This window comes from Enterobacter sp. 186315 (assembly GCF_053290175.1).
Map to the genome: position 1 here is coordinate 18705 of NZ_JBPTTK010000011.1, position 21159 is coordinate 39863.

Annotated in this window: 20 protein-coding genes; 5 read left to right on the forward strand and 15 right to left on the reverse strand. The window is 58.5% G+C overall.

All coding sequences use genetic code 11. From position 1 onward, the window contains the following. Positions 1-7: 7 nt before the first annotated feature. The 3 genes from glgX to asd form a co-directional block, all read right to left on the reverse strand. Complete coding sequence (gene glgX / locus ACSVHP_RS13875) at positions 8-1981, reverse strand: glycogen debranching protein GlgX (RefSeq protein ID WP_447552192.1); 1974 nt, start codon at positions 1979-1981, stop codon at positions 8-10. After that, the gene (gene glgB, locus ACSVHP_RS13880) at positions 1978-4164 is read right to left on the reverse strand and encodes a 1,4-alpha-glucan branching enzyme (RefSeq protein ID WP_417314376.1); all 2187 of its coding nucleotides are present in this window, start codon (positions 4162-4164) and stop codon (positions 1978-1980) included. Before glgB ends, glgX begins: the two co-directional genes overlap by 4 nt. A 235-nt stretch (positions 4165-4399) precedes the next feature. Next, positions 4400-5503: an aspartate-semialdehyde dehydrogenase gene (asd, locus tag ACSVHP_RS13885; protein WP_417314375.1), complete on the reverse strand. Its 1104-nt coding sequence runs from the start codon at positions 5501-5503 to the stop codon at positions 4400-4402. Positions 5504-5527: 24 nt separating this feature from the next. Here asd and ACSVHP_RS13890 point away from each other — a divergent pair, with 24 nt between their 5' ends. Together ACSVHP_RS13890 and yhgN are read left to right on the forward strand one after the other, a co-directional pair. Continuing rightward, positions 5528-5674 (forward strand): hypothetical protein, encoded by a 147-nt coding sequence (locus ACSVHP_RS13890; RefSeq protein WP_234675714.1) that lies wholly within the window; start codon positions 5528-5530, stop codon positions 5672-5674. 6 nt (positions 5675-5680) lie between these two features. After that, on the forward strand, positions 5681-6274 hold the full coding sequence (yhgN, locus tag ACSVHP_RS13895) for an NAAT family transporter YhgN (RefSeq protein WP_003861574.1): 594 nt from the start codon (positions 5681-5683) through the stop codon (positions 6272-6274). 125 nt (positions 6275-6399) lie between these two features. Here yhgN and gntU read toward each other — a convergent pair whose 3' ends face one another. The 5 genes from gntU to ACSVHP_RS13920 all read right to left on the reverse strand — a co-directional run bounded on the left by gntU (position 6400) and on the right by ACSVHP_RS13920 (position 11351). Further along, a complete protein-coding gene (gene gntU, locus ACSVHP_RS13900) occupies positions 6400-7740 on the reverse strand; it encodes a gluconate transporter (protein ID WP_417313879.1) in 1341 nt (446 codons plus the stop codon). A gap of 3 nt (positions 7741-7743) precedes the next feature. Beyond that, positions 7744-8271 carry a gluconokinase gene (gntK, locus tag ACSVHP_RS13905; protein WP_234675716.1) on the reverse strand — a complete coding sequence of 176 codons (528 nt, stop codon included), beginning with the start codon at positions 8269-8271 and terminating at the stop codon, positions 7744-7746. A 126-nt stretch (positions 8272-8397) separates the two neighbouring features. Beyond that, a complete protein-coding gene (gntR, locus tag ACSVHP_RS13910) occupies positions 8398-9393 on the reverse strand; it encodes a gluconate operon transcriptional repressor GntR (RefSeq protein WP_234675717.1) in 996 nt (331 codons plus the stop codon). A 101-nt stretch (positions 9394-9494) separates the two neighbouring features. Next, complete coding sequence (locus tag ACSVHP_RS13915) at positions 9495-10190, reverse strand: pirin family protein (RefSeq protein WP_003861565.1); 696 nt, start codon at positions 10188-10190, stop codon at positions 9495-9497. Between the two features lie 123 nt (positions 10191-10313). After that, on the reverse strand, positions 10314-11351 hold the full coding sequence (locus tag ACSVHP_RS13920; RefSeq protein ID WP_417313878.1) for an oxidoreductase: 1038 nt from the start codon (positions 11349-11351) through the stop codon (positions 10314-10316). Positions 11352-11523: 172 nt separating this feature from the next. On the opposite strand from ACSVHP_RS13920, the gene ACSVHP_RS13925 reads away from it, so the two are divergent. Further along, positions 11524-12183 (forward strand): bactofilin family protein, encoded by a 660-nt coding sequence (locus tag ACSVHP_RS13925; RefSeq protein WP_447552193.1) that lies wholly within the window; start codon positions 11524-11526, stop codon positions 12181-12183. Between the two features lie 227 nt (positions 12184-12410). After that, positions 12411-12899 carry an N-acetyltransferase gene (gene yhhY / locus ACSVHP_RS13930; protein WP_447552194.1) on the forward strand — a complete coding sequence of 163 codons (489 nt, stop codon included), beginning with the start codon at positions 12411-12413 and terminating at the stop codon, positions 12897-12899. A gap of 85 nt (positions 12900-12984) precedes the next feature. Here yhhY and ggt read toward each other — a convergent pair whose 3' ends face one another. Continuing rightward, positions 12985-14730, reverse strand: coding sequence for a gamma-glutamyltransferase (gene ggt, locus ACSVHP_RS13935; RefSeq protein WP_234675721.1), 1746 nt, complete (start codon positions 14728-14730; stop codon positions 12985-12987). A gap of 123 nt (positions 14731-14853) precedes the next feature. On the opposite strand from ggt, the gene ACSVHP_RS13940 reads away from it, so the two are divergent. Further along, positions 14854-15234: a DUF2756 family protein gene (locus ACSVHP_RS13940; RefSeq protein WP_447552195.1), complete on the forward strand. Its 381-nt coding sequence runs from the start codon at positions 14854-14856 to the stop codon at positions 15232-15234. Here the strand turns inward: ACSVHP_RS13940 and ugpQ are convergent. The 6 genes from ugpQ to livF form a co-directional block, all read right to left on the reverse strand. Further along, on the reverse strand, positions 15215-15964 hold the full coding sequence (gene ugpQ / locus ACSVHP_RS13945; protein WP_447552196.1) for a glycerophosphodiester phosphodiesterase: 750 nt from the start codon (positions 15962-15964) through the stop codon (positions 15215-15217). The genes ACSVHP_RS13940 and ugpQ overlap by 20 nt on opposite strands. After that, positions 15961-17031, reverse strand: coding sequence for a sn-glycerol-3-phosphate import ATP-binding protein UgpC (locus ACSVHP_RS13950; RefSeq protein ID WP_447552197.1), 1071 nt, complete (start codon positions 17029-17031; stop codon positions 15961-15963). Before ACSVHP_RS13950 ends, ugpQ begins: the two co-directional genes overlap by 4 nt. Before the next feature lies 1 nt (position 17032). Continuing rightward, entirely contained in the window at positions 17033-17878 is an 846-nt protein-coding gene (ugpE, locus tag ACSVHP_RS13955) for a sn-glycerol-3-phosphate ABC transporter permease UgpE (protein ID WP_234675725.1), read from the reverse strand. After that, positions 17875-18762: a sn-glycerol-3-phosphate ABC transporter permease UgpA gene (gene ugpA / locus ACSVHP_RS13960; RefSeq protein ID WP_234675726.1), complete on the reverse strand. Its 888-nt coding sequence runs from the start codon at positions 18760-18762 to the stop codon at positions 17875-17877. The genes ugpE and ugpA overlap by 4 nt, the downstream gene beginning before the upstream one ends. Before the next feature lie 99 nt (positions 18763-18861). Next, positions 18862-20178, reverse strand: coding sequence for a sn-glycerol-3-phosphate ABC transporter substrate-binding protein UgpB (gene ugpB, locus ACSVHP_RS13965; protein WP_447552198.1), 1317 nt, complete (start codon positions 20176-20178; stop codon positions 18862-18864). A gap of 267 nt (positions 20179-20445) precedes the next feature. Then, complete coding sequence (gene livF, locus ACSVHP_RS13970; protein WP_234675728.1) at positions 20446-21159, reverse strand: high-affinity branched-chain amino acid ABC transporter ATP-binding protein LivF; 714 nt, start codon at positions 21157-21159, stop codon at positions 20446-20448.

Consider the following 21159-nt stretch of genomic DNA (forward strand, 5'->3'; position numbering starts at 1 on the left):
TTTTTTATCATCTCTGGAACACACACACTCCGTGCGCAGGTCCATGCCAGACTGCCACAACCACCGGGTTATCCTCCCCGGCAAAAGGTGGAATGGCGTGCCACTCCCCATCAGGTAACGCAAAATCCACCACGTCCTGCGTGGCGTTAAAGGTGATAAGCCAGCGATCCGAAAGCAGGATTTGCAGACACGGCGTACCGCTTTGCCACTCCTGCGCGCTTAACGGCTGTGCCGCCTTGTTTAACCAGACAACGTTGCCATCCCCCTCTTCCCACCACTGGTTTTGCGTCAGCGCGGGGATGGTCTGGCGAAGGTGGATCAGCGCGGCGGTAAAATGCATCAGCCCGCTGTTCGCCTTCTCCCACTCAAGCCAGGTCAGAGAGTTATCCTGGCAATAGGCATTGTTGTTGCCGTGCTGGCTGTGCCCGTGTTCATCACCCGCCAGCAGCATAGGCGTGCCCTGCGACAGCAGCAGCGTGGTCAGCAGCGCGTGAACGCTGTCGCGACGTCGCTCGATGATGTCGAGGCTACCGCCCAGCCCTTCTATACCATGATTAAAGCTATGGTTATTGTTAGTGCCATCGCGATTCTCTTCTCCGTTTGCCTCATTGTGTTTCTGGTTGAAACAAACGCAGTCGCGCAGGGTAAAACCATCGTGCGCCGTCACCAGGTTAATGGTCGCCGACGGCGCTTTTCCGTCACGTTTATACAGATCGCTGGAGCCCGCAAAGCGCCCGGCCAGCTCGCCAAGAGACAAACTTCTCTCCAGCCAGAAGCGGCGTACGCTGTCGCGATAGCGATCGTTCCACTCGGCAAACAGCGGCGGGAAGTTCCCCACCTGATAACCGCCTTCCCCGATGTCCCACGGCTCGGCGATGAGCTTGACCTGCGAGAGCACCGGGCAGTTTTTGATCGCCTCAAACAGCGGCGCCTGCGGGTCGAACGCCGGGGTTCTGCCCATCACCGTGGCTAAGTCGAAACGGAAACCGTCGATGTGGAAGGTCTCGACCCAGTATTTCAGGCACTCATAAGCGTAGTCGGTTACGGCCGGATGGCTGAGATTCAGCGTGTTACCGCAACCGGTCCAGTTGTAGTAATCGCCATCCTCCCTGATCCAATAATAGCTACGGTTATCAATTCCGCGCAGGGAGAGCATCGGGCCGTCGAGATCGCCTTCCGCGCTGTGGTTCAACACCACGTCCAGAATCACCTCGATCCCCGCCTGATGCAGCGCTTTAACCGCATCGCGAAACTCATCCCGCGCGCGCTCCGGATCGACCGCATAGCGGGTATCGAGCGCGAACATCGCCAGCGGGTTATAGCCCCAGTAGTTGGTCAGCCCGAGCCGTTGCAGGCGCGGCTCGCTGGCAAAACAGGCGACGGGCAGCAGCTCCAGCGCGGTGATCCCGAGATGCGTTAAATAGGCGATCATTTCCGGATGCGCGAGCGCCCGGTATGTGCCGCGGATCTCGTTTGGGATCGACGGGTGCAGATAGGTCAGCCCTTTAACGTGCGCTTCGTAGATGACGGTATTGCCCCACGGCGTTCTGAGCGGCGCATCCTCTTCCCAGTCGTACTGGTCTTTCACCACCACGCTTTTAGGAGCCAGCACCGCGCTGTCGCGGCCGTCCGGCGCGTCGTAGCCCGCGTGGAAGATCGGGTCGTCTTTAAACTCGCCCTCCACGCGCAGGGCGCAAGGATCCACCAGCAGCTTCGCCGGGTTAAAGATGTGCCCCAGAGCAGGCTCCCACGGGCCGTGAACGCGAAAACCGTAGCGCATTCCCGGCTTTCCACCGGCCAGATAGCCGTGCCAGGTGTCCCCCGTGCGGGCCGGCAGGTCGTAGCGATGCTCGTGGCCTTTTCCGTCAAACACGCACAGCTCGACCCGCTCCGCATGGGCTGAAAAGAGGGTGAAGTTCACCCCCTTGCCGTCAAAGCTCGCCCCGAGCGGAGCGGGCCTGCCTGCCGTCAGCTGCGTCATTCCCCCTCCCGAACCAGCCAGATGGTACTGAGCGGCGGCAGCGTGATGCTCAGAGAGTCAGGGCGACCGTGGCTTTCGATGGCATCGGTTTGCACCAGGCCGCCGTTACCCTCGTTGCTGCCGTGATAGTGCATCGAATCGGTATTCAGGATTTCGCGCCATTTCCCGGCCTGATTCACGCCGAAGCGGTACTGATGGCGAGGAACCGGCGTAAAGTTGCTGGCAACGATGATCTCATTGCCCGCCTTGTCGCGGCGCACGAAGATAAATACCGAGCGCGCGTGGTCATCCACCACCAGCCACTCGAAGCCGTACGGGTCGAAGTCCAGCTCGTGCAGGGCTTTGTGGTGGCGATAGGTCAGGTTCAGATCCCGCACCAGACGCTGCACGCCGTGGTGCCAGTTGTCGCCGCCTTCCAGCAGGTGCCAGTCCAGACTCGTGTCGTGATTCCACTCGCGGCCCTGGGCAAATTCGTTGCCCATGAACATCAGCTTTTTGCCGGGGAAGGCGAACATCCAGCCGTAGTAGGCGCGCATGTTGGCAAACTTCTGCCACGCGTCGCCCGGCATCCGGTCGAGAATGGATTTTTTGCCGTGTACCACCTCATCGTGTGAGAGCGGCAGCACGAAGTTTTCGGTGTAGTTATAAAGCAGCCCGAAGGTGAGCTTGTCGTGGTGATACTGGCGGTACACCGGGTCGAGCTTCATGTAATCCAGCGTGTCGTGCATCCAGCCCAGGTTCCACTTGTACCAGAAGCCCAGCCCGCCCATTGACGGCGGACGGGACACGCCCGGGAAGTCGGTGGACTCTTCCGCCATCGTCACCGCGCCTTCGACCTGCTCGCCGAGAATGCGGTTGGTGTTGCGCAGGAAATCGATAGCTTCGAGGTTTTCACGCCCGCCAAATTCGTTAGGGACCCACTCCCCCTCTTTGCGGCTGTAGTCGCGGTAAATCATCGACGCCACCGCGTCGACGCGCAGGGCGTCAATGCCGAAGCGTTCGATCCAGTAGAGCGCGTTGCCCACCAGATAGTTGGTCACTTCGCGACGGCCATAGTTGTAGATCAGGGTGTTCCAGTCCTGGTGATAGCCCTGACGCGGGTCGCTGTGTTCGTAGAGATCGGTACCGTCAAATTCGGACAGGCCAAAATCGTCGGACGGGAAATGGCCCGGCACCCAGTCGAGGATCACGTTCAGCCCCGCTGCGTGGGCGGCGCTGATGAAATAGCGGAAGTCGTCGCGCGTGCCGAAGCGGCGGGTCGGCGCATATAGCCCGGTGGGCTGATAGCCCCAGCTGCCGTCGAACGGGTGCTCGTTAACCGGCAGCAGCTCAATGTGGGTGAAGCCCATCCATTTGGCGTAAGGCACCAGCTGATCGGCCAGCTCGCGGTAGCTGAGCCAGAAGTTGTTGTCGGTGTGGCGACGCCATGAGCCCAGATGCACTTCATAAATAGATATAGGCGCGTCAAAGCGGTTGGCCTGCTTGCGCTCCTCGCTTTGGGTAATTTTTTCCGGCAGGCCGCAAATCAGCGAGGCGGTGTCCGGGCGCATCTGCGCTTCGAAAGCGTAAGGGTCGGCCTTAATGCGCAGCTTGCCGTTAACGTCGATCAGCTCAAATTTGTAGAGCTGGCCGTTGTGCGCGCCGGGGATGAACAGCTCCCAGATGCCGGTTTCACGGCGCAGGCGCATCGGGTGGCGGCGTCCATCCCAGTAGTTGAACTGCCCAACCACGGACACGCGCTGGGCGTTAGGTGCCCAGACGGCAAAGCGGGTGCCGGTAATGCCGTCCATCGTATCCGCATGTGCGCCGAGCGTTTCATACGGGCGCAGGTGGGTGCCTTCGGAGAGCAGCCAGGCGTCCATCTCCTTCAGCAGCGGGCCGAAGCTATAAGGGTCGTCAATCAGGTTTTGCTGGCCGTGCCAGATAACGGCGAGCTGGTAGCGGAAAGGATTTTTACGACGGGGCATGACGCCCGAAAAAAAGCCGCGCGAGTCGAGGCATTCCAGCTTACCGACTTTGCGGCCGGTTTTCGGCTCAATAACCCATACTTCTGTCGCGTCTGGTAACAGCGCCCGAACCTCCAGTCCGGCGTCTGTACGGTGCATTCCCAACACTGAAAAAGGGTCGGCAAAATGACCCGCAATAAGCGCATTAATAACGTGTCTATCCACACGATCAGACATGATACTCATCCTGTTTTTTTGTGATCGCCCCTTATATGCGCCCGGGTGCGATTTTTTAATGTGACCTGAACGGTGCTCCTCTCTGCTCCGTCCTACCTCAGGTAAGAAATAAATCTTCCTTAAAGCATAGCCAACGCTCTACATCACTCCTGATAAAAAATAAGACATCCGCGTTTTACTCCATGTAGTACGCAAAAAAAGGGGGTGAAAATCACCCCCGGTAGTTAACAGATTATTACGCCAGCTGGCGGAGCATACGGCGTAGCGGCTCTGCTGCGCCCCACAGGAGCTGGTCGCCCACGGTGAACGCGGAGAGGTACTCCGGCCCCATGTTGAGCTTGCGCAGGCGGCCTACCGGCGTGGTCAGCGTGCCGGTTACGGCCGCCGGGGTCAGTTCACGCATGGTGATATCGCGATCGTTTGGCACCACTTTCGCCCACGGGTTGTGCGCGGCCAGCAGCTCTTCGACGGTCGGGATAGAAACATCTTTTTTCAGTTTAATGGTGAAGGCCTGGCTGTGGCAGCGCAGCGCGCCGATGCGCACGCAGAGGCCGTCAACCGGAATGGTGCTCGCAGTCGCGAGGATTTTGTTGGTCTCGGCCTGGCCTTTCCACTCTTCGCGGGTCTGGCCGTTATCCAGCTGTTTGTCGATCCACGGGATCAGGCCACCGGCCAGCGGCACGCCGAAGTTATCTACCGGCAGCTCGCCGCTGCGGGTCAGCTGCGTGACTTTACGCTCGATATCGAGAATAGCGGACGCCGGGTTTGCCAGCTCGGTCGCCACGCTCTGGTGCAGCTGGCCCATCTGGGTCAGCAGCTCACGCATGTGGCGCGCGCCGCCGCCGGACGCCGCCTGATAGGTGGCAACAGAGACCCACTCCACCAGATCCTGCGCGAACAGGCCGCCCAGGGACATCAGCATCAGGCTGACGGTGCAGTTACCGCCGACGAAGGTTTTCACCCCGTTGTTCAGGCCGTCGGTGATGACATCCTGGTTAACCGGGTCAAGAATAATGATGGCATCGTCTTTCATGCGCAGCGAAGACGCGGCGTCAATCCAGTAGCCCTGCCAGCCGCTTTCACGCAGCTTTGGATAGATTTCGTTGGTATAATCGCCGCCCTGACACGTCACAATAATGTCGAGTGCCTTCAGCGCTTCCAGATCGTATGCGTCCTGCAACGTGCCGGTCGCGCCGCCAAATGCAGGCGCCGCCTGACCGAGCTGGGAAGTGGAGAAGAAGACCGGGCGGATGGCGTCAAAATCGCGCTCTTCAACCATGCGTTGCATGAGAACAGAGCCGACCATTCCGCGCCAGCCGATAAAACCAACGTTTTTCATAGCATTTTTTTCCTGGAGAGGTGTGTGCTGATTGTGCAAGCCAGTATTGAACTGGGATATGCTTCACCTTACAAAATGCTGCCAAAGTCGCAAGCGAAATTAATCGATGATCGCGCGGCAATCAGAAAAGCAGCTAATCATCATCATGTTCAAAATAAGTATCAGGGATAAGTAACGATGAGTGAAATCATTTCCGCCGCGGTTTTGTTGATCCTGATTATGGATCCCCTCGGGAATTTGCCGATTTTTATGTCGGTACTGAAGCACACCGAACCGAAGCGCCGCCGGGCCATTATGATCCGCGAACTGCTCATCGCCCTGCTGGTGATGTTTATCTTTCTGTTCGCGGGCGAGAAGATCCTCGCCTTCCTTAACCTGCGCGCGGAAACGGTCTCGATCTCCGGCGGGATTATCCTGTTCCTGATCGCTATCAAGATGATTTTCCCGAGCGCCGAGGGCAGCAGCAGCGGCCTGCCTGCGGGTGAGGAGCCGTTTATCGTGCCGCTGGCGATCCCGCTGGTCGCCGGGCCGACGATTCTGGCGACGTTGATGCTGCTGTCGCATCAGTATCCGAATCAGATGAGCCATCTGGTGATAGCCCTGCTGATCGCCTGGGGCGGGACGTTCATCATCCTGCTGCAATCGTCGCTGTTCCTGCGCCTGCTGGGTGAGAAAGGGGTGAACGCGCTGGAGCGTCTGATGGGGCTGATTCTGGTAATGATGGCAACCCAGATGTTCCTGGACGGGATCCGGGCGTGGATGAAAGGATAGGTAAACGCAAAAAGGCAACGTAAGTTGCCTTTTTTAATGTTTGCACCCTCTCCCCGTGGGAGAGGGCCGGGGTGAGGGCATCAGGCCGCACAAACTCCTCTGCCTGCCACCCGACAAAACCCAAATCAGCTCAACAGCGTAAACGCAATCATCCCGACAATCGCACCCGTCGTACCGAGGATGGTTTCCATCAGCGTCCAGGTTTTCAGGGTCTGCGCTTCGGTGGCGCCGGTAAATTTACCGAACAGCCAGAAGCCAGCGTCGTTCACGTGTGAGACCACAATCGAACCACCCGCGATACAAATAGAAAGTGCAGCCATCTGCGCACCGGAGTAGTTCAGCTGTTCAATCACCGGCATCACCAGACCCACCGCCGTTAAGCACGCTACGGTTGCAGAGCCCTGGATAATACGCACCGCCGCCGCCAGCACGAAGCAGGTCAGCGCAATCGGCAGGCCCATCCCGGTCAGCGCTTCGCCCAGAGCCGGGCCCACGCCGGAATCGACCAGCACCTGCTTGAACACGCCGCCCGCACCGATCACCAGCAGAATGATACCCGCCGGTTGCAGCGCCGCGCCGCAGATCTCCATCACGCGGTCTTTCGGCATCCCCTGACGCATCGCCAGGCCGTAAATCGCCACCAGACACGCCACCAGAATCGCGGTGAACGGGTGGCCGATAAACTCAAACCATTCATAGGCAGAAGACCCGACCGGCACGAAGCGCGCGGCGATGGTTTTCAGACCCACCAGCACCAGCGGCAGCAGGATCAGCGACAGGCTGAAGCCGAAGGAAGGCATTTTGCCTTCGCCCAGGTGCGGCTCGGAGATATCGTCAGGAATGTGCAGCTCAACGTAACGGCTGATGAAGTTGCCCCACAGCGGGCCGGCGATAATCATCCCCGGGATCGCCGCGCACAGGCCAATCAGGATCATCCAGCCGAAATCCGCGTGCATCTGGGAGGCCAGCAGCATCGGCGCAGGTCCCGGCAGCAGGAAGGCTGCGGCCGCCGCCACGCCCGCAAACAGCGGAATGACCAGCTTCACGAGGTTAGTGCCGGTGTGGCGCGCCATCGAAAACGCAACGCTAATCAGCAGCACCACGGCCACTTCAAAGAACAGCGGCAGCGCGCAAATCAGCCCTGCCAGACCAATCGCATAGTGCGCACGGCTGTGGCCGAAGGATTTCAGCATCTTGACGGCAATCTGATCGACGGCCCCCGTTTCATGCAAAATCTTGCCAAACATCGCGCCAAGCGCCACGACAATCGCCAGGAAACCCAGCGTGCCGCCCATCCCCTTTTCCATTGTCGCTGCGATCTTGTCGAGCGGCATGCCGGAAAAAAGACCTGCACCAATAGACACCACCATCAAAGCAACGAAAGCGTGCATACGCGCTTTCATCACCAAAAACAGCAGCAGCAATACGGAGCCAACTGCCGTTAAAACAAGCGTTAATGTACTCAAAACTTACTGCCTTTTGTTAATAACCTCGATGGTGCTGGCGACAACACCTTCCAGTGACTGATCGATATCAACCACTAATACATCGTCTTCATCCGCACCCGGCTCCTGCAACGCTTCAAACTGCGTTACCAGCATCTGGGTTTTGAAGAAGTGGCCTTTACGCGCCTTCAGACGGCTTTCAATGACGTCGAAATCGCCTTTCAGATAGATGAAAGAGAGGTTCGGATTGCCGTCACGCAGCAGGTCGCGGTAGGTTTTTTTCAGCGCGGAGCAGACGATCAGCGACACTTTATTGGTACGCTGCATCGCGAACGCGGCGTCATTCAGCGCCTGCAACCACGGTTTGCGGTCGTCGTCGTTCAGCGGCTCGCCGGACGCCATTTTCATGATGTTGCTGCGCGGATGGAGGAAGTCGCCATCAAGAAACGCCGCATGAATAAGATGCGCCACTTCGCTGGCCACGGCTGACTTACCGCTACCGGAAACGCCCATCAAAACGTAAACGTGGTGATCGTGATTAGTCGTGCTCAAAGGGTGTCCCTCAGTCAATTGTTACGGGTAACAGTTATCGGTAACATTGTCCTGCCGGGGCAAAAGAGAAGCAATATCCAAACGTGCGAGAAGTGAATAAGTGTGAGCTACTTCAAATTTGTCGGATTAAATAGATCCACCTGGTGACAAGGTGAAACCTAAATCTAACATTTTAGGGGTAACCACTTCGCCACGAATGCGCGCCAGCAGGCGTTCTGCGCCAATACGGCCCATGCGCTCGCGCGGGGTCAGGACGCTCGCCAGACGCGGCTCCATCACCTGGCCGATGTCGTGGCCGTGGAAACCGGCAATCGCCATATCATCCGGGATCTTCAGCCCCAGACGCTGACACTCAAACGCCGCCCCTACCGCAAGGTCGTCATTGGTACAGAAAATACCGTCCAGTTGCGGATACTCACGACGCGCCTGACGCATCAGCTCAATACCCGACGTATAGGAAGAGGATTGCTCCACCATCACGCTGTACGGGGTTAAACCGGCGTCGAGCATCGCCTGCTCGTATCCCTTCTGTTTGATGATAGTACGTTCATCAAGACGCGCCCCCAGATAGGCGACGTGACGATGACCGCGCGCGATGATGGCCGCCGTCATCTGACGCGCTGCCTCGAAGTTATCGAAGCCCACGGCGATATCGAGGCACGGGGACTGGCTGTCCATCAGTTCCACCACCGGGATGCCGGCCACTTCAATCATTTTGAGCGTGCGGGGTGTGTGGGTACGTTCCGTTAAGATCAGCCCGTCGATGTTCCAGGAAAGCATCGATTCAAGACGTTCCTCTTCCAGTTCCGGCTTGTACCCGTAGTGCGCGAGCATGGTCTGATAACCGAACGCGTCGGTGACGCTTTCAATGCCGCGAAGCACTTCGGCGAAAACCTGGTTGGTTAAGGAAGGGAGCAGGACGCCCACCGCACGGCTGGTCGCATTGGAGAGAATATCGGGTGCGCGGTTGGGGATATAACCCAGTTCATCAAGGGCCGCGGCAATCTTGCCACGCAACGCCACGGAAACCTGTTCCGGGTTACGTAAAAACCGGCTGACCGTCATTTTGGTCACACCGACGCGATCGGCGACATCCTGAAGTACGGGGCGTTTCTTTTTCATCGTCCTGAGAAATCTTGAAGTGAGAGATTTGCTCAGTTTATCACGGACAAAGCCCATCCTTCCCCTGTCAAAGGGAAGGATGGGCATTTATTTATGATTTATTACACCGGCGGCAGGTCGAACAGCAGAATTTCGCTTTCGCTGTCGGCGTGAACGGAGAGCGCCTGCTCGTCCCACACGGCCAGACCATCGGCGGTGGTGGCTTTGGTGCCGTTAATGGACACTTCGCCCTTCACGACCTGGATCCACACGCGGCGGTTCGCGGCAATCTGATGCACAGACTGTTCGTCTTTTGCCAGCGCCCAGCGGTACAGCTCCATATCCTGATGCACTTTCAGGGAACCTTCACGCGCATCCGGGGACAGCACCAGCTGTTTGCCCTGTTTGGCGTCGAAGCGGCGCTGCTCGTAGCGCGGCGTGATGCCGGTTTCTTCTGGGATGATCCAGATTTGATACAGGTGCAGTTTTTCCGTTTTGCTCGGGTTGTACTCCGAGTGACGCACCCCGGTACCCGCGCTCATAATCTGGAACTCGCCCGCCGGCACCTGCTCTTTGTTGCCCATGCTGTCCTGGTGCTCAACCGCCCCTTCCAGCACGTAGGTCAGGATTTCCATGTCTTTGTGCGGGTGAGTACCGAAGCCCTGGCCTGCATCAATCACGTCGTCGTTAATCACGCGAAGTGCGGAGAAGCCCATGAAGTTCGGGTCGTAGTAGTCGGCAAACGAGAATGAATGCCATGAGTCCAGCCAGCCATGATTCGCGTGACCACGTTCGTTTGCTTTGCGTAAGTAGATCATTGTTTTCACCCTCAGTTCGTTTCGATGGAGTAAGTGTGGACGCAAACGGTCTGGGATCATAGAGGGTGAAAATTGACTCCTCTGTTCAAAAATTATGAACAAGCGCAGAGGAGCCGATTTTGCTTATTTCGCGAGGGTTACCGTGGCAGGAGAAGCCTGCTCGAAGGCCCGTTCGAGGATTTCAAGGTTAGTGAGAACGTCAGATTCCTTGACGTAATTCGGTGTGCCGTGAGTGAGGGTGTCAAACAGCGCATCGTAGACGCGTCCATAGTCGCCGGTTTCCGGCTTCAGCTCCTCTTTCACCGTCACGCCCGCGTCGTTGACGTACTCCAGCACGCCCACGGAATCATCCGCCGCAAAGCCCGGTTCGCCCGGCATGATATTGGCCTTCAGGCTGGTCTCCTGCTGATCGATGCCGTACTTCACAAACGAGCCTTTGGTGCCGTGAACGATAAATTTCGGGTAGTCGATTTTCACCAGATGGCTGGTTTTGACGATAGCTTTGAGGTCGCCGTAGAACAGCTGGGCTTCAAAGGTATCGTCCGGATTGGCCTTGTTGCGCAGGCTGCGGATGTCATACGCCACGTGATCCGGGCGACCAAACAGGGAGATAATCTGGTCCATCGTGTGGACGCCCAGGCCATAGAAGGAGCCGTCCTGCGGCAGGCCCGGCCTGGTTTCCGCCACCGGGCGGTAGTAGTCAAAGTGGCTTTCGATTTCCACAATCTCACCGAGCTTGCCGCTCTCAATCGCCTTTTTCGCCGTCAGGAAACAGCTGTCAAAGCGACGGTTCTGATACGGCGTGACGGTCAGCCCTTTGCTTTTTGCCAGTTCAAACAGCGTTTTCGCTTCGGCAATGGTTGGGGTGAAGGGTTTTTCCACCAGCACGTTTTTGCCCGCTTCCAGCGCCCGTTTCGCGTAGTCGAAATGGCTGTCGGCGTGGGTACATACCACTACTAGCTTCACCTGCGGGTCGTTCAGCACCTCATCCAGATCGCTGGTGAAATGAATGTGGGAATACGGGGGGGATTGCTCTTCTGGCTTCGCGCTGCGGCGATAAATATGGGCGACGTGCCAGCTGTCTTTACGGTTGAGGACATACGGAAGGTGATACCGGGTCGTGCTTTTACCAAATCCAATAAATGCGCAATGTAATGTCATGGCTCAATCCTTGTTATGGTCACTCCTTCCACCTTAGCGCAACCTCGTGAGAATATTAACAATAGTGCTTTATCAAATCTGAAAATCGCGGCGTTGCCTTGACCCTGCGGTGAAAAAACCGGATAAGGTGCGCTCAATTCTGTGTACCGCGAAGGAGTCGCGCCGGGTTTCTATGGAAAGAAAACATCTCGCTTTAAGCAGTGCGCTCCTCTTCTGGCTGATTGCGCTGATCTTCTGGTGTTTCGAAGAAACGCGATTCGCGTGGTCTTTCGCGGCCTTGTCTTTAGTGGCCTTTATTCTCCCCCCTTTATTCAGGCAGGTTATTGTTATGTTTAAGAAAAGCAAAGTGGCTGACGTGCAGACGCCAGACGTTACCCCGCCCGCCGCCGTGAGCGAAAAAGAGCCAACCGCCGCCGAAAAACACGGCACCACGGTGATCGCCAGCGACGTGCGTTTTGAGGGCAATATCGTATCGGGCGGCCACGTTTACGTTCACGGCGAGCTTATCGGCAATATCGAGTCGAAAGAGAGCATGATCAAAATCATGCGCGGCGGCCGCGTCGAGGGGAACATCATCAGCCGCGAGCTGATTATCGACGGCAGCGTCACCGGACAGTGCAGCAGCGACACCATTGAAATCTGCGAGCATGGTCAGGTATCCGGCACCATCGCCTATCGCACGCTGGCGGTGAAAAAAGGCGGTGCCTTCAGCGGCAATGCCGAAGTGCTGCCTGCCGTCGTGGAAAAAACCAACGTGGTGGGCCTGGTGAAAGAGAGCGTATCGGAAGCGGGTGCTGCGCCGAAAGCCACCGAGAGCAGGAAAGCGAAGTAGCGGAAAACGCGCAAAAAAAAGCCAGCTAGAAGCTGGCTAAAGTAATACTGGAAGCAATGTGAGCAATGTCGTGCTTTCAGGTTCCCGTAGGGGTCGTCCTGAATGCAGAGCAATAATAATCATTCTCATTCGCACTTGTCCAATACTTTTTGCAAAAATTAGCGATTGACTCCGCTTTCAAACTCGCTGATGTTGGAAGTGACCGTTAACTAACTGAGGATTAAGGAATGAGTGAGATAGTGATACGCCACGCTGAACTGACCGATGCCGAGGCTTTCCGCCAGAATTATACGCATCCAGGGGTGTATCACGACACGCTACAGCTACCTCATCCTTCCCTCCAGTACTGGCAGGAACGCCTGCTGCCTAAACCGGGGCAACGACGTCTGGTGGCCTGCATTGACGACACGATCGTCGGCGACCTGGCGCTCCAGATCGAAGCCAGTCCGCGACGCAGCCACGTGGCGAGCTTTGGCATCAGCGTTGCCGCCCATGCTCAGGGCCGTGGCGTGGGCAGCGCGCTGATGCGTGAGATGATCAACCTGTGCGATAACTGGCTGCGCATCGAACGTATTGAGCTGACGGTGTTTAGCGATAACCCGTCGGCGCTGGCGCTGTACCGCAAGTTTGGTTTTGAAATCGAAGGGACCGGCAAGAAGTTCGCCCTGCGCAACGGCGAGTATGTTGATGCGTATTATATGGCGCGGATGAAGTAGTTTGTTGCCCTCACCCTAACCCTCTCCCACAGGGAGAGGGAATAAAAACGTAGGCCGGGTAAGCGCAGCGCCACCCGGCAACTGTTCAATACCCCGCCGTTAAATCATCCACCGAACGCGGATCCGACGCGCCGAACAGCGCACCGTCCGGCCCGACCATAATGCTCTGGGTGCTGCCCATCGCCTCTTTCACCGCCACCTTCTGACCGCGCTGCTCCAGCAGTTTAATCGTGTCCGGGCTAAAGCCCTTCTCCACGCGCAGCTCGTCCGGCAGCCACTGGTGGTGGAAGCGCGGGGCGTTGGTCGCTTCCGCCACGTTCATGCCGAAGTCGATGCTGTTGACCACCATTTGCAGCACGGTAGTAATGATGCGGCTACCGCCCGGGCTGCCCGTCACCAGCCAGGTTTTCCCGTCTTTCACCACGATGGTCGGCGACATGGAGGACAGCGGACGTTTTTTCGGCCCGACGGCGTTGGCGTCGCCACCCACTAAGCCGTAGACGTTCGGCACGCCCGGCTTGGCGGAGAAGTCGTCCATTTCGTTATTGAGCAGAATGCCGCTGTTGCCCGCCACAATTCCGGTGCCGAAGGTGGTGTTGAGCGTGTAGGTCACCGCCACCGCGTTACCCTCTTTATCCACCACCGAGAAGTGGGTGGTCTGGTTGCTCTCGTACGGGGCCAGCTTGCCGGGGCGGATCTCGCTCGACGGCTTAGCCTTGTTGATATCAATCTCGTCGGCGATGGATTTGGCATAGGCTTTGTTGGTCAGCGCCTGCCACGGCACCTTCACGAAGTCCGGGTCGCCGAGGTATTCCGAGCGGTCGGCGTAGGCGCGTTTTTCCGCTTCCGCCATCACCTGCATGGCGTCCGCGCTGCCGAAGCCGAACTTGTGCATATCGAAGTTTTCCAGAATGTTGAGGATCTGCACGATATGAATGCCGCCGGAGGACGGCGGCGGCATGGAGAAGACCTCATAGCCCCGGTAGGTGCCGCTAATCGGCTCGCGCTCCACCGCTTTGTATTCCGCCAGATCCGCTTTGGTAATCAGCCCGCCGTTCTTTTTCATCTCGTCGGCAATCTGGTCGGCAATGGCGCCTTTATAGAATGCATCCGGGCCGTTTTCAGCAATCAGCTCCAGGCTTTTGGCGAGGTTCTTCTGCACCAGCCTGTCGCCCTTCTTCAGCGGCTCCCCCTCTTTCCAGAAGATCGCCTTGCTGTTCTCGTGATTCGGGATCACTTCGCTGCCGTAGGTGTTGAGATCGTCCGCCAGCGCGTCGTTCACCACGAAGCCGTCCCGCGCCAGCTTGATGGCAGGCTGCACCACTTTATTGAGCGGCAGGGTGCCGTATTTTTCGAGCGCCAGCGAGAAGCCCGCGACGGTGCCCGGCGTGCCGGACGCCAGATGCGAGGTCAGGGATTTTTTGCTGTCAGGGTTGCCCTGATCGTCGAGGAACATATCCCGCGACGCCTGATTCGGCGCCATTTCGCGGAAGTCGATCGCCGTGGTTTTGCCCTCTTTGGTGCGCAGCATCATAAAGCCGCCGCCGCCCAGGTTACCCGCCTGCGGGTGCGTCACCGCCAGCGCGTAGCCCACCGCCACCGCCGCATCCACCGCGTTACCGCCCTGTTTGAGAATATCGACACCCACCTGCGTGGCCAGCGCATCCACCGAGGCCACCATGCCGTGCGTCGCCCGCACGGGATGGAAAACATCCTCCTCCACGCCGTAGGACACTGGCGGAGCCGCTGGCGGGTTGGCCGCCACGCTAAACGTGCCGCCGGCCATCAGCGCAGCGATCGCTACCCAGCGCAAAAACGTTGGTTTCATCATTATTGTTCTCCAGGTGAAGGGGCCCATATTCCCCGCTTAAGCCTGGTTCACAACTCCTAAAAAATCATCGTCATGGTGAAATCAGGGTAAACTTAAGGAAGGCCTCAAAAGGAGGAGATGACAATGAAACGCTTATTGATTCTGACCGCGCTGCTTCCGTTCGCCGCGCTCGCACAGCCACTCAACACCCTGAACAACCCTAACCAGCAGGGCTACGTCATTCCGAGCCAGCAGCGTATGCAAAACGAGATGATGAGCCAGCAACAGCAGCAGAAAGGGATGCTCAACCAGCAGTTACGCACCCAGACCCAGATGCAGCAGCAAAATCTGCAAAACCAGATGAACACCAATACCCAGCGTATTCAGCAGGGTCAGGTGCGTGAGCAGCCGCTGCAAAACAAAAACGGCGGGATGTTAGGCGGGGGCAATACGCTCAGCAGCGGCCAGCAGCATATGCTGCCGGCCCAGCCGAGCGGTGGAATGCTTAATAATCCGCAGAACTAAAGTCCGGGCCGATGCGGTCAATCGCATCGGTACAGATACTGTCGGCACCCCAGCGCAGCAGCTCGGCGGCGCGCTGGGGTTTGTTGACGGTGTACACCAGAATGTGCAGCCCCGCCTCTTTCAACACCTTCACCCGCGCCTCGTCCAGCAGCTTGTGATTAAGGTGAATCGACACGCAGCCTAAGCGGGTCGTGAGTTCGCGCCAGTCTTCCCGCCATTCATCCAGCAGCAGCCCGCGCGGCAGCTCGGGTACCGCCTTCTGTGCGGCTTCCAGCGCGTCAATCTCAAACGACGAGAGCAGCGGCGGTGTCATCCCCTGCCACAGCTCGCGCGCGGCCAGCGCAATCACCTTCCCCGTCAGCGGCCCGGTGCCGGTGGTGGGTTTGATTTCGATATTCGCCATCATGCCGTGCTGACGACAGCGGTCCGCGACCTCTGCAAGCAGCGGTAAATGTTCGCCCGTAAACTCGCGGCTAAACCAGCTTCCGGCATCCACCCTCAGCAGGTCGTGCCACGGCAGTTCGCCCGCCACGCCCCAGCCGTTGCTGGTGCGCTCGAGGTTATCGTCGTGCAGCAGGAAGATTTCGCCGTCTTTCGACAGCTTGGCGTCAAACTCGATCATCGTGTGACCAAAACGCGCGCCCACGTCGATGGCTGCCAGGGTGTTCTCCGGTGCCAGCTTGCCGCCGCCGCGGTGGGCGACGACGTGGGGATAGGGCCAGTTACTCATATGCGTTGTCCTGTTTCACCGTCAAAAAAGTGCAGGTGATTTTCCGGCAGATGCAGCCACAGCGTGCTGCCCGCTTTCGGGCGCTCCTGATGCGCAAGCCGCACCACCAGCTTCTGCTCGCCCCAGCGTCCGTGCGCCAGGTTGTCTGCACCGAGCATCTCCAGCGTGTCCATCACCAGCGGCACGCCACCTTCCGCCTGGGTACTGAGCGCAATATGCTCCGGGCGGATGCCGAGCGTCATTTTACGCCCGGCGTAGCCGCGATAGTACCAGTTGATCGGCAACGCCATCCCGCTTTCCAGCTCAAAGTGCGTCCCCGCACTGCTGATGCGCCCTTCCAGCAGGTTCATCGCCGGGCTGCCGATAAAGCTCGCCACAAAGCGGGTGGCCGGTTTTTCGTACACCTCCACCGGGGTGCCAATCTGCTCGGCGATGCCTTTATTCATCACCATCACCCGCTGGGCGAGGGTCATGGCTTCGACCTGATCGTGGGTGACGTAAAGCGACGTAGTTTTCAGACGACGGTGCAGATGCTGAAGCTCCAGGCGCATCTGCACGCGCAGCTTAGCGTCGAGGTTCGAGAGCGGCTCGTCGAACAGGAACACCGCCGGATCGCGCACGATGGCGCGGCCCATCGCCACGCGCTGACGCTGCCCGCCGGAGAGCTCGCGCGGGCGGCGCTTCAGCAGTCCGTCCAGCTCCAGAATGCGCGCCGCCTCTTTCACACGCTCCTCGATATGGCCCTTGCCCATCCCGCGAATTTTCAGCCCCCAGGCCATGTTCTCTTCCACGCTCATGTGCGGATAAAGCGCGTAGTTCTGGAACACCATCGCGATGCCCCTGTCCTTCGGCTCCATCTCGGTGACGCGCTGGCGGTCGATCCAGATATCCCCGGACGTAACGCGCTCCAGCCCCGCCACCATGCGCAGCAGGGTAGATTTGCCGCAGCCGGACGGGCCGACCATCACGATAAACTCGCCGTCCGCCACGTCGAGGGTGAGCGGCTGAATGACCTGGGTTTTACCGTCCCAGCTTTTGGTAACTGCCTGAAGTTTTAAACCTGCCATCTTATTTCTCGCTATCGACCAGGCCGCGGACAAACGCACGCTGCATGGCTAAAACAATGACTACGGGTGGGATAAGGGTGAGCAGCATCGCCGCCATCACCTGGTTCCAGAGGGTGGTGCCTTCGCCGGTGGCGATCATGCCTTTGATGCCCGCCACGGCGGTGCCGAGGTTGACGTCCTGAATAATCAGCAGCGGCCACAGGTACTGGTTCCAGCCGTAGATAAAGGTGATCACAAACAGCGCCGCGAGGTTGGTTTTCGACAGCGGCAGCACGATGTCGCGGAAAAAGCGCATCGGCGACGCGCCGTCAATGCGCGCGGCCTCAATCAGCTCGTCCGGCAGGGTCATAAAGAACTGGCGGAACAGGAAGGTGGCGGTGGCCGAGGCCATCAGCGGCAGGGTTAACCCCGCGTAGCTGTCGAGCATCCCGAGGTTAGCGATCACCTCCACCGTCGGGAAGATACGCACTTCGACCGGCAGCATCAGGGTGATGAAAATCATCCAGAAGAAGAGGTTACGCAGCGGAAAGCGGAACCAGACGATGGCGAAGGCCGAGAGCATCGACACCGTGATTTTGCCCACCGTAATGCCGAACGCCATGATGAAGCTGTTGAGCATCATCAGCCAGAACGGCGCGCTGTTAGCGCCCACGCCCTGCGTCCAGATGGTTTTCATGTTCTCAAAAAGGTGCGTGCCGGGGATGAGCGTCATCGGCGTGTCGAACACCGCTTTGGTGTCGAGCGTGGCGGCGACAAAGGCCACATATAGCGGGAACAGGATGACGATAATCCCGAGAATCAGCATGGTATGGCTGAAAATCGTCAGCCCGCGACGGTTCTCAATCATTGGTAGCGCACCTTACTTTCAACATAGCGGAACTGCACCACCGTGAGGATGATGACGAGGAACATCAGCACCACCGACTGGGCGGCTGAGGCTGAGAGATCGAGCCCCGCAAAGCCTTCGCGGTAGATTTTATAAATCAGCGTGGTGGTGGCCTGTACCGGCCCGCCAGCGGTGGCGGCGTCGATCACCGGGAAGGTGTCGAAAAAGGCGTACACCAGATTGACCACCAGCAGGAAGAAACTCACCGGGGCGATCAGCGGCAGCGCCAGCCTGAAGAAGCGGCGCACCGGGCCTGCGCCGTCAATTGCGGCGGCTTCCACCAGCGAGCGCGGAATGGATTGCAGCGCGGCAAAGAAGAACAGGAAGTTATAGCTGATCTGCTTCCACACCGAGGCGAACACCACCAGGAACATCGCCTGACCGCTGTTCTGGGCGTGGTTCCAGTCGTAGCCGAATTCCGCCAGAAAATGGGTAATCAGGCCCCGACCGGGGTTAAACAGGAAGATCCACAGCACGGCGGCGACGGCGGGCGCCACGGCGTAGGGCAGCAGCATCAGGGTCTGATAAATCCGGCTGCCGCGCACCACGTAATCCACCAGCGCGGCGAAGAACAGCGAGGCGACAAGCCCGCTCACGGTGACGAGGGTGCTGAATTTGATCGTCGTCCAGAAGGCGTCGATGTAGTAGCTGTCGTGCCAGAGGGCGGCGAAGTTCGCGAGGCCAACAAACTGGCTGGAGAGCCCGAACGGATCGACGCTTTGTACCGAATACCACAGCGCTTCGCCCGCAGGCCAGATAAAGAAGATAACGGTGATCACCAGCTGCGGCGCGACCAGGAGGTACGGCAGCCAGCGGGAACGGAACACCGGACGGGATGATGACATTGAGATTTGGTTCCTGAACAGTGCCGGGTGGCGGTTTCGGTTTTCACCCTCTCCCCGTGGGAGAGGGCTGGGGTGAGGGCATCAGGCCGCACAACCCGTTTACGATTTCGTCGACTGCTCAAAGCGGCGCAGCAGCTGGTTCCCGCGCTCTACCGCTGAATCCAGCGCCTGCTGTGGCGTTTTTTTACCGGTCCACACGCTTTCCAGCTCTTCGTCCACGATGGTACGGATCTGCGGCATGTTGCCCAGACGCAAGCCTTTGGTGAACGGCAACGGCGGCTTGTTCAGCATCTGGCGCGTCGCGATATCCGCCCCCGGGTTCTTGTCGTAGAAGCCCTGCTCGCGAGTCAGGTCATACGCGGCTTTGGTAATCGGCAGATAGCCCGTTTTCTGATGCCACTCGGCGGCGTTTTCCGGCTTCGCCAGGAAGTCGAGGAACTCGGCGACGCCTTTATAGGTGCCGCTGTCTTTGCCCTGCATCACCCACAGGCTCGCCCCGCCGATGATGGCGTTCTGCGGCGCGCCCTTCACGTCAGCGTCGTAGGGCATCATGCCCACGCCGTAGTTGAATTTGGCGTAGTGACGGATATCCGCCAGCGAGCCGGAAGAAGCGGTGGTGATGGCGCAGTCGCCGTTGTAGAACTTCTCGGTGGATTCGTCTTTACGCCCGAAATAGCTGAAATCGCCCTTCTTGTTCAGCTCTTGCAGCAGCGCGATGTGCTTCACCTGCTCCGGCTTGTTGAACTCCAGCACCGCGTCGGTGCCGTCGAAGCCGTTGTTTTTGGTGGCAACCGGCAGGCCGTGCCAGGCGCTGAAGTTTTCAATCTGGATCCAGCCCTGCCAGCCGCTGGCGTAGCCGCACTTCATGCCTGCGGCTTTCAGCTTCGCGGTGTACGCGGCCAGATCCTGCCAGGTTTTTGGCGGCTGTTCCGGATCTAACCCGGCTTTCTTAAAGGCGTCTTTGTTGTAGTACAGCACCGGGGTGGAGCTGTTGAACGGCTGGGACAGCAGATGCCCGGTTTTGGAATCGGTGTAGTAGCCGGACACGGTCGGCACGAACTGAGACTCGTCGAAGCTGATGCCCGCGTCCTTGAAGACTTCATAGACCGGCTTGATGGCTTTGGAGGCCATCATGGTGGCGGTACCCACTTCATAAACCTGTAACAGCGCAGGGGCGTTGCCGGTACGGAACGCCGCGATGCCCGCGCTCAGGCTCTGCTCGTAGTTGCCTTTGTACACCGGCACAATTTTGTAATCCGGGTGGGTGTCGTTGAAACGCTGCGCCAGGGAGTCAACTTCTTTACCCAACTCCCCTTCCATGGAATGCCAGAACGGAATGGTCGTCACGGCCATTGCGTTCGTCGCAAAAGCCAGACCCAGTGCCAGACCCAAAGCCGTGTGTCGTAACGATGTCATTGTCATCTCTCTTATTGTGCCGGATGCGCGATATCACGCGTTTTATGCTCGCGAGGTAACATGACATGCTCGAATGACAGAAAAATAACTGTTTATTTACAGAATCGTGACAACCAGGCGTCAGAGGGATGATGGTTATGTGAAGGGGTTTATGTGGTTGAGTGCGGTCTGGTGCCCTCACCCCGACCCTCTCCCACAGGGAGAGGGAGAAAGGCGATCGGTTCCCTCTCCCTTGAGGGAGAGGGTTAGGGTGAGGGGGAAATGCGATTAACCGCCCAAATACGCGCTCCGCACCGCTTCGTTCGCCAGCAGCGCGTCGCCGGTATCCGAGAGCACCACGCGGCCGTTTTCCAGCACGTAGCCACGGTCGGCGAGCTTCAGCGCCTGGTTGGCGTTTTGCTCCACGAGGAAGATGGTCATCCCCTCTTTGCGAAGCTGCTCGATGGTGTCGAAAATCTGCTGGATGATGATCGGCGCAAGCCCGAGCGACGGCTCGTCGAGCAGCAGCAGGCGCGGCTGGCTCATCAGCGCGCGGCCGATTGCCAGCATCTGCTGTTCACCGCCGGACATGGTGCCCGCACGCTGGATGCGGCGCTCCCACAGGCGCGGGAAGAGTTCATACACCCACTTGATGCGGGTCTGATACTGGTCGCGGTGAGCAAAAAAACCGCCCATCGCCAGGTTCTCTTCCACCGTCATGCGGGAAAACACGCGACGCCCTTCCGGGACAATCGCTACCGCTTCGCGCATGATTTTGGCGGTCTGCCAGTCGGTAATGTCTTTATCATCAAACACAATCCGCCCGCTGGTGGCGCGCGGATCGCCGCACAGGGTGCCGAGCAGCGTGGTTTTACCCGCGCCGTTGGCTCCGATCAGGGTGACGATCTCCCCCTGATTGATATGCAGACTAACGTCGTGCAGCGCCTGGATCTTGCCGTAGTGCGCATTCACCTTGTCGAACGTTAACATCGCTTTTTCCAT